This is a genomic window from Streptomyces lincolnensis, assembly GCF_001685355.1.
GTDB lineage: Bacteria > Actinomycetota > Actinomycetes > Streptomycetales > Streptomycetaceae > Streptomyces > Streptomyces lincolnensis.
In genome coordinates this window covers 4,989,438-5,003,518 of sequence record NZ_CP016438.1, presented here as the reverse complement: position 1 = coordinate 5,003,518, position 14,081 = coordinate 4,989,438, and the positions used below count along the sequence as shown (strand labels likewise).

12 protein-coding genes are annotated in these 14,081 nt (G+C 72.7%); 2 read left to right on the top strand and 10 right to left on the bottom strand.

Annotated features, from left to right (window positions below):
- Positions 1–8: 8 nt before the first annotated feature.
- The 6 genes from efeB to SLINC_RS22250 form a co-directional block, all read right to left on the bottom strand.
- The gene (efeB, locus tag SLINC_RS22275; protein ID WP_067435944.1) at positions 9–1,310 is read right to left on the bottom strand and encodes an iron uptake transporter deferrochelatase/peroxidase subunit; all 1,302 of its coding nucleotides are present in this window, start codon (positions 1,308–1,310) and stop codon (positions 9–11) included.
- Positions 1,311–1,318: 8 nt separating this feature from the next.
- A complete protein-coding gene (locus tag SLINC_RS22270; RefSeq protein ID WP_067435942.1) occupies positions 1,319–3,292 on the bottom strand; it encodes a copper resistance CopC/CopD family protein in 1,974 nt (657 codons plus the stop codon).
- A 13-nt stretch (positions 3,293–3,305) separates the two neighbouring features.
- Positions 3,306–3,761 carry a copper chaperone PCu(A)C gene (locus tag SLINC_RS22265; RefSeq protein ID WP_067435939.1) on the bottom strand — a complete coding sequence of 152 codons (456 nt, stop codon included), beginning with the start codon at positions 3,759–3,761 and terminating at the stop codon, positions 3,306–3,308.
- Positions 3,758–4,414 (bottom strand): SCO family protein, encoded by a 657-nt coding sequence (locus SLINC_RS22260; RefSeq protein ID WP_067435937.1) that lies wholly within the window; start codon positions 4,412–4,414, stop codon positions 3,758–3,760. The genes SLINC_RS22265 and SLINC_RS22260 overlap by 4 nt, the downstream gene beginning before the upstream one ends.
- An 80-nt stretch (positions 4,415–4,494) precedes the next feature.
- Entirely contained in the window at positions 4,495–5,229 is a 735-nt protein-coding gene (locus SLINC_RS22255; protein ID WP_067445595.1) for a YcnI family copper-binding membrane protein, read from the bottom strand.
- A 144-nt stretch (positions 5,230–5,373) separates the two neighbouring features.
- Positions 5,374–6,240: a hypothetical protein gene (locus SLINC_RS22250; RefSeq protein WP_067435934.1), complete on the bottom strand. Its 867-nt coding sequence runs from the start codon at positions 6,238–6,240 to the stop codon at positions 5,374–5,376.
- Between the two features lie 230 nt (positions 6,241–6,470).
- Between SLINC_RS22250 and SLINC_RS22245 the strand changes: the two genes are divergently transcribed.
- Together SLINC_RS22245 and SLINC_RS22240 are read left to right on the top strand one after the other, a co-directional pair.
- Positions 6,471–6,935 carry an ATP-binding protein gene (locus SLINC_RS22245; RefSeq protein ID WP_067435932.1) on the top strand — a complete coding sequence of 155 codons (465 nt, stop codon included), beginning with the start codon at positions 6,471–6,473 and terminating at the stop codon, positions 6,933–6,935.
- 122 nt (positions 6,936–7,057) lie between these two features.
- Positions 7,058–7,897 carry a triphosphoribosyl-dephospho-CoA synthase gene (locus tag SLINC_RS22240; protein WP_067435931.1) on the top strand — a complete coding sequence of 280 codons (840 nt, stop codon included), beginning with the start codon at positions 7,058–7,060 and terminating at the stop codon, positions 7,895–7,897.
- Positions 7,898–7,909: 12 nt separating this feature from the next.
- On the opposite strand, the gene SLINC_RS22235 is transcribed toward SLINC_RS22240, so the two are convergent.
- The 4 genes from SLINC_RS22235 to SLINC_RS22220 all read right to left on the bottom strand — a co-directional run bounded on the left by SLINC_RS22235 (position 7,910) and on the right by SLINC_RS22220 (position 13,674).
- Positions 7,910–9,130: an MFS transporter gene (locus SLINC_RS22235; protein WP_067435929.1), complete on the bottom strand. Its 1,221-nt coding sequence runs from the start codon at positions 9,128–9,130 to the stop codon at positions 7,910–7,912.
- A 97-nt stretch (positions 9,131–9,227) separates the two neighbouring features.
- Positions 9,228–10,574, bottom strand: a complete 1,347-nt coding sequence (pdxR, locus tag SLINC_RS22230) for a MocR-like pyridoxine biosynthesis transcription factor PdxR (protein ID WP_067435927.1) — start codon at positions 10,572–10,574, stop codon at positions 9,228–9,230.
- 27 nt (positions 10,575–10,601) lie between these two features.
- The gene (locus SLINC_RS22225) at positions 10,602–12,068 is read right to left on the bottom strand and encodes an aminopeptidase P family protein (protein WP_067435924.1); all 1,467 of its coding nucleotides are present in this window, start codon (positions 12,066–12,068) and stop codon (positions 10,602–10,604) included.
- A gap of 94 nt (positions 12,069–12,162) precedes the next feature.
- Complete coding sequence (locus tag SLINC_RS22220; protein ID WP_182449299.1) at positions 12,163–13,674, bottom strand: PP2C family protein-serine/threonine phosphatase; 1,512 nt, start codon at positions 13,672–13,674, stop codon at positions 12,163–12,165.
- Positions 13,675–14,081 lie beyond the last annotated feature (407 nt).

Below are 14,081 nucleotides of genomic sequence, written 5' to 3'. Positions count from 1 at the left end.
CGCCTCCCTCACCCCTCCAGCAGCCGCTGCCCCACGTACTCCCCCTCCGCCGCCCCTCCCGGCACCGCGAACAGGCCGCTCGCCTCGTGCCGGATGAACTGCGACAGCGCGTCCCCCCGGTCGAGCTTGCGCTGGACCGGGACGAAGCCGCGCAGCGGGTCCGCCTGCCAGCAGACGAAGAGCAGGCCCGCGTCCGGTACACCGTCCGCGTCGAAGCCGTCGTGGTACGAGAAGGGGCGCCGCAGCATCGCCGCCCCGCCGTTCTGATCGGGCCGGGTGATCCGCGCGTGGGCGTTGAGCGGGACCACCAGATTGCCCTGGGCGTCCGCCTTCTCCAGGTCCATCGCGGTGGTCTCGGTGCCCCCGGTCAGGGCGGCCCCGTTGGACTTCCGGCGCCCGATGACGTTCTCCTGGGCGGCGACCGAGAGCCTCTCCCAGTCGTCCAACAGCATCCGGATCCGTCGTACGACGGCGTAGGAGCCGTCGGCCATCCAGGACGGGTCGCCCGACGACGGCACGAAGATCCGCCGGTCGAAGTCGGACTCCGTCGGCTTCGGATTGCGCGTGCCGTCGAGCTGGCCCATCAGATTCCGTGCCGTCATCGGATGAGACGTGGCGCCCGGCGAGCGGTTGAAGCCGTTCATCTGCCAGCGGACGCGCGCCGCGCCGCCCGCGTCCTTCTGGATCGCGCGCAGGGCGTGGAAGGCGACCAGGGCGTCGTTGGCGCCGATCTGCACCCACAGGTCGCCGTTGCTGCGGGCCTTGTCCAGCTGGTCGGAGGAGAAGTCGGGCAGTGGGTCGAGGGCGACCGGGCGCTGCTTCGCCAGCCCGGTGCGGGCGAAGAAGCTGTGGCCGAAGCCGAAGGTGACCGTCAGGGAGGAGGGCCCCGCGTCCCGGGCGACATCCGTGTCGTCCTGGGTCATCGCCTCGCCCGCCATCAGCCGCCGGGCCGTCTCCGACCAGCGGCGCATGAGGGCGGCGGCCTCCTTGCGGCCCGCGCCCGCCGCGAGGTCGAAGGCGACGAGGTGGCCGCGGGCCTGGAGGCCCTGGGTGATCCCGGACTGATGTTTCCCGTGAAACATCACCTCGTCGGTGCCCACCGAGGCGAGCGGGGTGGCCTCGGCGGGCCGGGCGCCGTAGCCCACGGCCCCGCCGGCCGCGCCGAGGACGAGCCCGGTGGCCCCGGCGGTGCCGAGCAGCTTCCGGCGGGAGACGCCCGCCACGGCCGCGGCGGGGGGCTGCTCGGAGGGAGCCTCCCCGGAAACGCTCCCCGCGGCGGCGGGAGCTTCGGGAGTGGACTGGTCAGCCATGGTTCGGTTCAGCCGATCTGCGCGTTCTTGGAGACGGTCGTCTGGTCGATGTCGGAGGTCCGCACGGTCGCCGCGACTTCCCAGTCGCCCGCCACGGGGATCTGCACTCCGTTCGCCGACCAGTGGCCGGTGGTGATGTGGTCGGGCACGACGGGCAGCGGCCCGATCTTCTGGGACTCCAGGGTGAAGGCGATCTTCACCTCGGGGATGTCGAAGGCGCGTCCGTTGGGCCGCTGGACGTAGACGTGCATCTCGTTGGCGCCCACGCGCGCGGGATCGAGATCGACGGTCACGACCCCCTTGCCGTCCGAGCCGCCCGTGTCGAACGGCATGGTCAGGGTCACGGCCCCGGCCGACGCGTCCGACGACGAGGAAGAGGAGGACGAGGTGGCCGCCTTGGCCTCCTCCTCCGTACGGCCGGGCTCGGTCTGCGTCAGCACGGTGGTGACGGCCAGCAGGACGACGGCGACACCGGCCTCGGCGAACACCGAGCGGCGCAGTCCGAACCGGTTCGGATCGGCGTCCCGCTCCCGCTTCTGCCGCGCCGCGTCCACCGCGGCCCGCTGCCGGGCGAGCTGCGCGTCCCGCTTGGACGTGCCTCCCGCCTTCGCGCCGCCTGCCTTCGTATCGCCCGCCTTCGCGCTGCCCGCCTTCGTGTCGCCACCCTTCTTGGTGGCACCCCTGGCGGCACTCCCGGCGCCACTGACGGACACGGATTCCTTCTCCGGCGCCTTCCGGCTCCCCTCGCCGACCGTCTGGGCCAGCCGAGCCGTCCACCGCCGTGAGATGTACGCGATGCCCACCAGCAGCGCCACCAGCCCGATCTTGACGAGCAGGAGCTGCCCGTACCACGTGTCGGTGAACGCCGACCAGGAGCCGAGCTGCCGCCACGACTGATAGGTGCCGGTCAGCACCAGCGCGACGACGCTGCCGAAGGCGACGGTCGAGAAACGGCGTACGGCCGCCGAGTCGACGGGCGTCTCGGCGGGCGCCTTGTACAGGGCGACGAGCAGGGCCGTCAGCCCGCCGAGCCAGGCGGCGACGGCGAGCAGATGGACGACATCGACGGGCATCGCGATGCCCGCCTGGAGCCCGACGGAGGCGTGCTCGGACATCGCCCAGCTCGCGGCGAGCCCGGCGGACACGACGACCCCGCCGACCGCGAGCCCGAAGGTCAGGTCCCGCTTCTCCTCGTCCTCCCGCTTCTCGTACGCCCCGAACAGCACCGCGATGAACAGTGCCGCCGCGGCGAGCAGCAGCAGCCGGGACACCAGCGCGGCGCCCGTCTTGGTCTGGAGCACCTGTCCGAGCAGGTCGAGGTCGAAGATGTCGCCGACCTTCCCGCTGCCGGTGTAGGAGCCGCGCAGGAGCAGCAGCAGGAGGGTCGCCGAGGTGAGCGTGACCCATCCGGAGACGACGAGCCGCTGCACGGCCCGCACACCGGCCCCGCGCTGCCAGCAGGCCAGCACGAACGCGGCCCCGCCGACCAGGACGACGAAACCGGCGTACGACATGTACCGGCCGAATCCGTAGAGCCCGCCGACGAGCCCGCCGCCGACCGTCTCGTCGGAGACCGCGACGCTGGTCTTGGACGGCGCGCCGATGGAGAAGGTGTAGGCGCCCGCGACGGGATGGCTGTCCGCGGAGACGACGTGGTAGGTGACGGTATAGGTGCCGTCGGGCAGGCCGCTGTGCAGGCGCACGGCGTACGTAGTGCCGCTCAGGTTGGTCGGTGTGCCGTTCTGCACGGCCTTGCCCTTGGGGTCGAGCACGCGCAGCGAGTCCGCGGACAGGCTGACCTGTTCGGAAAAGGTCAGCGAGACCTGGGTGGGCGCCTTGTCGACCACCACCCCCTGCTGGGGATCGCTGCCGGTCAGCGCGGCGTGCGCGGAGGCCGGGCCGGCCGTGGCGAGGAGCAGTCCGGTGGTGGCCAGGAACAGCAGCACCAGGGTCCGGACGCGGGGGGCGATGGTCTGGGTCACGGTGGTCCCTCCCTCAGTGTCCGGTCTTCGGGACGTACGTCGCCGACTTCACCGGCATCTTCACGACGACGGGGTCGGACTCGGAGAAGTGGAGCTCGACGGTGACCGTCTGGCCCTGCTTCGGCTTGTGCTTCAGCTTGTCGAACATCAGATGGTTGGCGCCGCTCTTGAACACGAGTCGACCGTGGGCCGGGACGGAGAAGCGGGACACCTCCGCCATCGCGCCGCCGTTCGTCTCGTGCATGGTGACCTGGCCGTCGTCGCTGGTCACCGAGGTCAGTGCGTCCGCCGTGCCGCTGTCGTTGGCGATCGTGAGGAAGCCCGCGGCCATGTCGGACACCGGCTGCGGCATGTAGGCGCCGGAGACGGAGATGCCCCCGCCGTCGGTGCCCCCGTCGCCCGAGCCGGAACAGCCGGTGAGGACCAGGGCCCCGGTCAGCAGCACGCCGGAGACGGCCGTACGCCTCACGGGGTCCGCCCCTTGACGATCTTGGGCAGGTCCTTGGTGTAGTCGTCGACCGTGGCCTCCTCGCCGTAGAGCAGGTACCCGGCGTCGGTCTTCGGGGAGAAGGCGACGACCTGGGTGCCGTGCATGGAGACGACCTTGCCGTTCTTGTCCTTGTGCGTCGGCTCGATGGAGATGCCGAGGGTGCGGGCGCTGGACTGGATGGTGGCGAAGCTGCCGGTGAGGCCGACGAACGTCGGGTCGATGCCCTTGAGCCACTTGCCGAGTTCGGCCGGGGTGTCGCGGGCCGGGTCGGTGGTGACGAAGACGACCTGGAGTTCGTCCTGTTCGGCCTTGGGCAACTGCTTCTTGGCGACGGCGATGTTGCTCATCGTCGTCGGGCAGATGTCGGGGCAGTGGGTGTAGCCGAAGTAGAGCAGCGTCGGCTTGCCCTTGGTCGCCGCGCGGAGGTCGTACTTCTTGCCCTGGGTGTCGGTGAGGACCAGGTCCGGCTTCTCGAACGGCTGGTCGAGGACCGTGGCGGCCTTGTCGGAGCCGGGCTCCTCGGAGACCACGGAGACCGGTGAGCCGCTGTCCTCGCCGCCGCTTCCGCAGGCGGAGAGGGTGAGGGTGGCGGCGGCGAGGAGTGCGGCCGCTGCGAACGTCTTCTTACGCATAGAGAAAAGTCCCGGATGTCAGTGTTCCGACGTGCACCGGGGGCGCTTCCCGGTGCACGTCACATGGAGCGGAAAGGGGCTCAGGCGGCAGTGCGCCGACGGCCGGCGAGCACGCCGTAGGCCACCCCGACGACGCCGACGACGATGCCGACCACGCCCAGGACGCGGGCGGTGGTGTCACTGGAGTCGGCGGGGGCGGCGGTCGAGGCGGAGGCGTTCTCGGCGGAGGCGGGGTCGGCGGCCTTGTCGGTCGCCGAGGAGCCGTGGTGGCCGTCCTCGGAGGCGGCGGCCAGTTCCAGGACCGGGGCCGGGTTCTCCGGTTCCTCGTCGCCCTTCTTCTGCTCCTCGATCCAGCGCACGACCTCCTTGTTGGAGTACGTCTGGAGGGCCTTGAAGACGAGGGTGTCGGTGTCCTCGGGCAGCGCGCCGACGGAGACCGGGAACTTCTCGAAGTAGCCGGGTTCGATGCCCTTGCCGTCGGCGGTCCAGGTGACCTTGGTGACGGCCTCGGTGAGCTGCTTGCCGTGCGCCTCCACGGGCTTGGCCAGCTTGGACTTGGTGATCTCGATCTTCCAGCCCGGCACCGGCTCCGGCATCACGGAGGCGAGCGGGTGGTCGGTCGGGAAGTTGACTTCCAGCTTGGTGGTCGAGGCGTCGTCGCGCTCGTTGGGGACCTTGAAGTCGACGACGGCGTAACCGCCCTTGGCGGCGGCGCCCTCGGGCTGCACGGTGACGTGCGCGAACGCGGGAGAGGACAGGACGACGACGGCGGTTGCGGCGACGGCGCCGGCGGCGGCGAGTCGAGAGGCCTTCATGAACAGCACTCCACTTCGGTACAGGTGATGAGAAGGGGTACGCGTGCGCCGGTGGGACCGATCATTCGGGGACGTGGGCACACGCGCGTGCCGCGCGACTGCGGCCCTTCTCCACAGCGGTGGAGTGGTGCGGGTCGTGTCGCGTCAGGCGGCGAGAGAGAGCGCGGCGGGGCCGGGCGGGCCGCGCCGGATCACCGAGTGCTGGAGTGCGGTGGTACGGGGTGCCGGCGACGTGAGCAGGGCCGTGCGCGGCGGCCGCGGACCGGCCTCGGGCGTGCCCGGCAGCCCGGCACGCAGGGCGCGCACCAGCGCGAGCGCTCCGCGCAGGGACCGTACGAGCGCCCCCTCGGCGACCGAATGCGCCGAGTAGGCCGACAGTTCGACGAGCCGCAGCAGGGCCAGGTCCCCGCGCCGCAGCAGCCAGCCGGTGGCGACGGCCGCGAGGAGGTGTCCCAGCAGCATCGGCAGGGACGGCAGAGCCGACAGCGGGGAGCCCACGGCGGTGGACATGGCGTCCGCCGGGTGGTGCGCGGAGCCGATGCCCGTGCCGCCTACGTCCGTGCCGCTGATCGGTCGGATCCGCGCGTTGGTGAGGATCCGCTGGGCCTGCGCGGGGCTGATGGCCGCCGCGGTGGTCCCGCAGATGAGCCGCGCGGCCTGCGCGACCAGCGCGGCGTCGGACACCGGGGCGGCACCGGCCGCCGTACTGACCGCCGACCCCGTGGCCGCGGCCGCCGTCGTACCGTGCTGCCCCAGCCCGAACACCACGTGCAGCGCGGTCTGTCCGACCGTGAGCAGGGCGGCGATGCCGGGCAGCGAGCGGGTGCGCCCGGCGAGCGGTACCACGAGCAGGACGGTCCCCAGGAAGCCCGCGCCGAGCGTCCACAGCGGAATGGTGGCGCAGGAGGCGAGCGCATGACCGGCCGCGGCCAGCACGACGCAGACCGCGGCGAACACCGCGGCCCGCAGAACCCGGAGATCTCCTCCGGAGCGCGTGTGGGGGGCAGTCATGGCGGGCCAATCATCGCACTGGCCTTATGGACGCCATACGGCAGGTCCGCAAGATGACGTACGGGCCGTACGGCCGGAAGGCCACCTCTGCCACGTGGTGCCCCACGTACACCGATCGGCACCCCCGGCACATCGCCCGTATGGGCGGCATCACGTCAACTATGTGCTTACACCGGGGCACGCGCGGCAATACGTAACGGTATGTCGAGCCGCGGCCGGGAGGCTGGAGCATGAGCATCTGGTGGTCACTCCATCTGCGGCGTGAGGCCGCGAGCGTGCCGCTCGCGCGGCGCCTGCTGCTCGGCACCATGGAGACCGCGGGAGTCGATCCCGACATCTCCTACGACCTCTCCGTGGCCCTCAGCGAGGCCTGCGCGAACGCCGTCGAGCACGGCGGGGCCTCCGGGCCGGGCGGTCCGTCGGAGGCGTACCGGGTCACCGCCTACCTCGACGGCGAGAAGTGCCGTATCGAAGTCACCGACTCGGGCCCGGGGTTCGCCCGCGCCCAAGCGCCCCAGGTCCCCCAGCCGGTCCGCTTCGCGGCCGACGACGACGAGAACGGCAGAGGCCTCGGTCTCATCCAGGAGCTCGCCGACCACGTCCACATCGGCAACAAACCCGGCCGGCGCGGCGCGGTGGTCAGTTTCGACAAGATCCTCAAGTGGAAGAAGGACGCGCCGCTGATGGCGGTGTAGTGACGCTTCGCGCGAGCCCGCCGGGCACGCGCGCCTGGAGCATTCCTACCTCTCGCACAGCTGCGGCTCAGGTTCCTGAGGGCCGGCCCGCCTAACGTCCCGGCCATGACGGGAAACCAGCCGTGAGAAGCCGTGCGGACGACGCGCTGGCGCAGGCCGCCGTGGACGCGCTGACCGGGCAACTGGAGCTCGCTCCCAAGCCCGGCCTGCCGGATCCGCGCGACCTGAACGCCCGTACGACCCGGAGGGACCACCGTGCGCTGCGCTGGTCGGCCAAGGCACTGGCGCCCGGCCTCGCCGCCATGGCCGCCGCCGCCCGTCGCACCGGCGAGCCCACGCCCCGGCTCCGCACCGAACTGGGCGCGATCGGCCGGTGCACCGAGCACTCCGTGGGCCTCGCCGGGGGCGGCCACCGGGGTGCCCTGTGGGCGCTCGGCCTGCTCGTCGCGGCCGCCGCGCTCGATCCGCGGGCGGCCCCGAGGGACGTCGCCGCGACGGCCAAGCGGATCGCCGCGCACCCCGACCGGCGCGCCCCGCGCAGGCCCTCCCGCGGCTCCTCGGTGTCCGCCAGGTACGGCGCCGCCGGGGCGCGGGGCGAGGCACGGGCCGGGTTCCCGCACGTACGGAGGGCGTGGGACGCGCTCACCGCCGCCCGCTCGGCAGGCGCCACGGAGGCCGAGGCCCGCCTCGACGCCCTGCTCACCGTGATGTCCACCCTCCAGGACACCGAACTCCTGTACACCGCGGGCCCCCTCGGCCTGCGCCGGGTCCAGACGGGCGCCCGCGCGGTCCTGGAGGCGGGCGGTACGGCGACGGAGCCCGGCCGCCGGGCCCTGGACGCCCTCGACACGGACCTGCACGCGCACGCGTGGAGCCCACGGGGGAGCGCCGGCCTGCTGGCGGGGGCGCTCTTCCTGGACTCCGTCCCGGTGCGGGCCGCTTCACCGGCGCGGGCGGCCTGAGCCGTCCACCGGTCAGCCCACCGGCACGGGCCGCCCGGGATCGACCCGCTCGCCGGCCCGGCGCGTCGCCGGGCCCATCGCGTACGACGCTCCCAGCGTCGCCACGCCCAGCAGCAGCCACCCGGGCGTCCCCCACCCCATCACCAGCGAGGTCAGCACCAGCGGACCCAGCGTGCGGGCCACGGTCACGCCGGTGCCGAAGAACCCCTGGTACTCGCCGACCCGCTCGGCCGGCGCCAGCTCGAAGGACAGCTGCCAGGAACCCGCCGACTGCCCCATCTCGGCGATCACCTGAAGCACCGCGCCCACCGTCAGAACGGCCACGGCCACCCACGGCGAGGCACCCGCCGACAGCGCGAAGACCGCGCATGCCGCCAGCATCACCCACCCCGACCGCCGCACCGCGCGCGTGGCCGACGCGCGTCCCCTGATCCCGCGCGCCATCCGCACCTGGAACAGCATCACGGCCCCGGTGTTGAGCACGAACAGCACGGAGACCAGCCAGGCGGGCGCGTCCGTGCGCCCCGCGATCCACAACGGCAGCCCGAGGCTGAGCAGCGGCATCCGCAGCAGGAGCACGGTGTTGAGCAGCGTGAGCAGGACGTACGGGCGGTCGCGGACCACACTCGCGCCGTGCCGCTTCTCCGGGACCCGCGCCCGCACCGCCGGCACCCGCGTCAGCAGCCCCGCGCACACCAGGAAACTCACCGCGTCCAGCGCGAACACCCCGAGATACGCGGCCTCCGTGCGGGCGTTCAGCGCGAGCCCGCCCAGCCCCGCGCCCACCGCGAGCCCGGCGTTGAGCGTCGCCTGGAGATGCGCCAGCAGCCCGGTCCGCTCCCCGGCGCCCACCAGCCCGGCGAGCAGTGCCTGCCGGGCGGCGGCCAGCCCCGACTGGGCGGATGCGTAGGCGCAGGCTGCCAGCACGAAGGGCACGAAGTCCCGCACGACCAGGAAGGACGCCACCGCGAGCCCGGTGGCCAGCGCCAGCAGCACCGCCGTACCGCGCGCCCCGCGCCGGTCCGCGAGCCGCCCGAGCGGTACCCCCACCAGCGAGCCGACCGCCCACCCGAGGGTGAGACCGAGCCCCACGCGCGCGGGGGCGAGCCCGACGACGTGGGTGAAGTAGAGCGCCGAGGTCACGTAGTAGGCGCCGTCACCGACGGAGTTGGCCAACTGGGCCAGGGCCAGGACGCGTTGCGGCCCCGCGGGCGGGACGAGGGAGTTCGTCATGCTGACGACCCTAGAAGCGCAATGGGCCGCAGGGCAGACCCAATCAGAGGCCCTTTCCTTGGCCCAATCAGCGGCCTGGCGGACCGCCGCCGTGCTCTCAGAGCCCGGCGTCCAGCACCTTTCCCAGGGCCTCCAACGCCTCCGGATACGCCCGCTCCCGAGGCGTCCCGTACCCCACGACGAGTCCCTGCGGCCGCCCCTCGGCGCCGGGGGTGTGCCAGTGCTCCCCGAGCCGCCCCACCGCGAGCCCCGCGGCCGCCGCCCGCTCCAGCACCGCCGCCTCGTCCTCGACCTCCACCAGCGCGTGCAGCCCGGCCGCGATCCCGCGCACGCGCCGCCGCGCCCCCAGCCGTTCCACGAGCCGGTCCCGGCGTCTGCGGTACCTGAGCCGGCTCGCGCGCACATGACGGTCGTAGGCATGAGTGCCGATCAGCTCGGCGAGCGCCAACTGGCCGAGGGACTCGGTGTGGTGGTCGCTGTGCAGCTTGGCGTCGGCCACCGCGTCGACCAGGTCGGCCGGCAGCACCATCCAGCCGAGCCGCAGCGCCGGCCCGAGGGTCTTGGACGCCGTTCCCAGGTAGACGACCTGCCCCGGCGCCATCCCCTGGAGCGCGCCGACGGGCTGCCGGTCGTAGCGGAACTCCCCGTCGTAGTCGTCCTCGACGACCAGCGCCCCACGCGCGCGTGCCCAGTCGGTCAGCGCCCGCCGCCGCGAGGGGTGGAGCGTCCCGCCGGTCGGGTACTGGTGGGCGGGGGTGACGACGACGGCCGCCGAGGCCCCCAACTCCTCGACCCGTACGCCTTTTTCGTCCACCGGTGCGGGCACCACCCGCCCGCCGCCGCGCCGCACGACCTCCCGGTGGAACGGCAGCCCGGGATCCTCCATGGCGATCTCGGCCCCGCCCAGCACCCGTGTGAGCAACGCCAGCCCCTGCACATACCCGGAGGTCACGATGATCCGCTCGGGCGGCGCGACGACTCCCCGGGCCCGCCCGAGGTACCCCGACAGCGCGGTCCGCAGCTCGATCCGTCCCCGGGGGTCGCCGTAGTCGTAGGCGGCGGACGGCACGGCGTCGACGACCCGGCGCAACGCCCTGAGCCAGGCCGCCGCCGGAAAGGCCCCCACATCCGGGCTCCCGGGCCGCAGATCGAAACGCGGCACACGCGCGCGTGCGGACGCCTCCGGCGGTTCGGCGTCGAGGGCGGGCAGCGGGGCGACCCGCGTCCCCGACCCCTGCTGAGCGGTCAGATACCCCTCGGCCACCAGCTGGTCGTAGGCCGCCTTCACGGTCCCCCGGGAAACCCCCAGCTCCTCCGCGAGCCGCCGGGTGGCGGGCAACCGGGTGCCGGTGGTGAGCCGCCCCTCGCGCACGGCGTCGCGCAGAGCCCTCTCTAGCCCGGCACGACGCCCTTCACCGGCCCCGGCTTCTATATGCAGGTCCACTGCATCCCCCTCGGGGGCGCGGGGCCGTCAGCCCTTCAGCGACGCCATCCAGGTCTCGACCTCGTCGGAACGGCGAGGCAGCCCGTCCGACAGATTCCGGTTCCCGGACTCCGTCACCAGGATGTCGTCCTCGATCCGCACACCGACCCCGCGGTACTCCTCGGGCACGGTCAGATCATCGGCCTGGAAGTACAACCCGGGCTCGACGGTCAGCACCATCCCCGGCTCCAGCACTCCCTCGACATACGTCTCGGTCCGCGCGGCAGCGCAGTCGTGCACGTCCATGCCGAGCATGTGCCCCGTCCCGTGCAGCGTCCACCGCCGCTGGAGACCCAGCTCCAGCACCCGCTCGACCGGGCCCTCGACGAGCCCCCACTCCACGAGCCGCTCGGTCAGCACCCGCTGCGCCGCGCCATGGAAGTCGCGGTACTTCGCCCCGGGCTGCACGGCCGCGATCCCGGCCTCCTGGGCGTCGTACACGGCGTCGTAGATCTTCTTCTGGAGGGCGCTGAAACGACCGTTGATCGGCAGCGTCCGGGTGACGTCGGCGGTGTAGTACGTGTGCGTCTCGACACCCGCGTCCAGGAGGAGCAGGTCACCGGAGCGCACCGGTCCGTCGTTGCGCACCCAGTGCAGCGTGCACGCGTGCGGCCCGGCCGCGGCGATCGTGCCGTAGCCGACGTCGTTGCCCTCCACGCGCGCGCGGAGGAAGAACGTGCCCTCGATGTACCGCTCGGAGGTGGCCTCCGCCTTGTCGAGGACCTTCACGACGTCCTCGAAGCCGCGCACGGTCGAGTCGACCGCCTTCTGGAGCTCCCCGATCTCGAACGCGTCCTTGACCAGCCGCGCCTCGGAGAGGAAGACCCGCAGCTCCTCGTCGCGCTCGGCGGTGACCTTGTCGGTCAGCGCGGCCTCGACACCGGCGTCGTAGCCGCGGACGACGCGGACGGGGCCGGTGGCCTCGCGCAGGGCGTCCGCGAGTTCCCGCACGTCGGAGGCGGGGATGCCGTAGAGCTTCTCCGCCTCGGTCAGGGAGTGGCGCCGGCCGACCCACAGCTCGCCCTGGCCGGACAGCCAGAACTCGCCGTTCTCCCGGTCGGAGCGCGGCAGCAGGTACAGCGTGGCGGTGTGCCCGCCGGAGGCGGCCGGCTCCAGCACGAGCACGCCGTCCTCGGTCTGGTTGCCGGTCAGGTACGCGTACTCGACCGACGCCCGGAACGCGTACTCCGTGTCGTTCGAGCGGGTCTTCAGGTTGCCCGCGGGGATCACCAGACGCTCGCCCGGGAACCGCGCCGACAGCGCGGCGCGGCGCGCGGCGGTCTCGGCGGCCTGCGGGACCGGCTCCAGGTCGCGCAGCTCGGTGTCGGCCCAGCCGGACTGCATGCTCTCGGCGAGTTCGTCGGACACGCCCGGGTACAGCCCGTTCTTCCGCTGCTTGATCGGCTCTTCGGTCTCTTCCGGGTTCTCCGGGGTGAGCTCGTCGGCCACGGTCATCCTCCTAGATACGGCACTGGACCCCCTCCATCGTACGGTCGTACAGAAGGGGGCCCAGGGCCGTTGGGCCTGTTACCGAGGGGAGCGCGGGCCGCTACTCGAAGTGAGCCGCGAGCAGCACCACGTCCTCCTCGGAGTCCGCCGAGTCCAGCCCGTCCGGCAGCACGGCCCGCAGGACGTGGTCGGCGACGGCGCCGGGGTCGGACCGCAGCGCCTTCGGCACACCGGCCGCGGCCGAGTGCAGCCGGGCGAAGGCGCGGTCCGTGGGGTCGCCGGTGCGGTGCAGCAGTCCGTCGGTGTACAGCAGAACCGTCTCCCCCGGCTGCACCTGGAGCTCCACGCTCGGCGCCTCCCAGCAGGCGAGCATCCCGAGCGGCGCGGACACGGACGTCTCCACGAACTGCGTGCGCCGCTCGCCGATCAGCAGCGGCGGGCTGTGTCCGGCACCGGCCAGCGTGATCTTGCGCAGCGCGGGTTCGCAGTAGGCGAACAGCGCGGTGGCCGAGCGGGCCGGCTCGGTGAGCCTGAGCAGCAGCTCCAGGTCGGACAGGACGGCGACCGGGTCCTCGCCCTCCATCACGGCGTACGCCCTCAGGGACGCTCTGAGCCGTCCCATCGCGGCGATCGCGCTGGGCCCGGACCCCGTCACGGAACCCACCGCGAGCCCGAGGGCGGCGTCCGGCAGCGGCAGCGCGTCGTACCAGTCGCCGCCGCCCCGGGCGCAGGTGCGGTGCCGGGCGGCGAGCCGCATGCCGGCCACGCGCGGGAGCCGGGACGGCAGCAGCTCCTCGGACATGGTCGCCATGCACGCGCGCGTGCGCTCCAGCTCGACGAGCCGCGCCAGGTGCTCGCCGGCGTAGCGGGCGTACAGCCCGACGAGGTGGCGCTGGCGCTCGCTCGGTTCGGCGGGCTCGTCGTAGAGCCACACGGCGGCGCCGAGCCGGCAGGGGTCCTCGGTGGTCAGGGGGAGCGCGTAGCAGGCGGCGTAGCCGAGGCGGGCGGCCACCTCGCGGTGGCGGGGGTCGAGGCCGTCCTCGGAGAGCAGATCGGGCTCGGCGATCTCACCGTCACCGCCCGGCAGGCCGTCGAGGATCCTGCCGTACGACATCGCGCTGCGCGGCACGGTCTCGATGGACCCGAGGTCGGCGCGGGCGAGGCCGAGGCCGATGGTGGTGTCGGGGCCGAGGCCGTCGCCGGGTTCCAGGACGACGAGGCCGCGGCGGGCGCCGACCAGGGCGGCTCCGGCGCGCAGCACCTCCTGGAGGGCGTCGGCGAGCACGTCCGTGCGGGCCAGGCGTTCGGTGAGTTCGTGCAGGGTCGTGAGGTCCGAGACCCAGCCGGCGAGCCGGTCCTGGAGCAGGGCGCCCGGTGCGTTCGGTGCGAGCACCGCTGAGGTGCCCGAGGCGGCTGGCGCGGGCGCGACAGTGTGTGCGGGTGCGGGAACCGTTGAATCGATTCCAGCCACTTTCGGAGGGTGAGGGGCGTTCATGGCGTCCGGCTTTCCGACCGGTGCGTATTGCTCAAAAGCATCGCAAACCCCCATGTCATTCTGCGCCGCTAGCAGTGTCTCCACATGTACACGCACTCGTGAGGGGATGTCCAGCATTGTCCTGCCGGGATTCCTGGTGTCCATGAGGCGGTGGTGCACCACTTGCCAAAAGGCGAACTTGGCTTAAAACTGCCTTAGGCAAGCGCTTATTGCGGTCGACTGGCCTTGCTCAACAGAGCGTCACAGCGGTCGTGATGGGTACGTACTCGGAGAAGGCCAGGGGTGGTTGGGAATCACCCGGGAACCTGGCGACGGACCCGGGCGTCTTAGCCACCGACGACCGAGCCCCATCCTCCCGTGGCGGAGGCGAAGAGAAATACGCGGGACGGCAAACGCCAGACTTCGCCACCCCCACGCCAGGCTCAGCTTTTGATACACCGCAGTATGGGCGCGGCTGCCGCGGCGCAGCCGGTGTTCGACCCATAGGGGTTCCCCTTGTCTCGGACAGGGGTGTGATGCGCCAA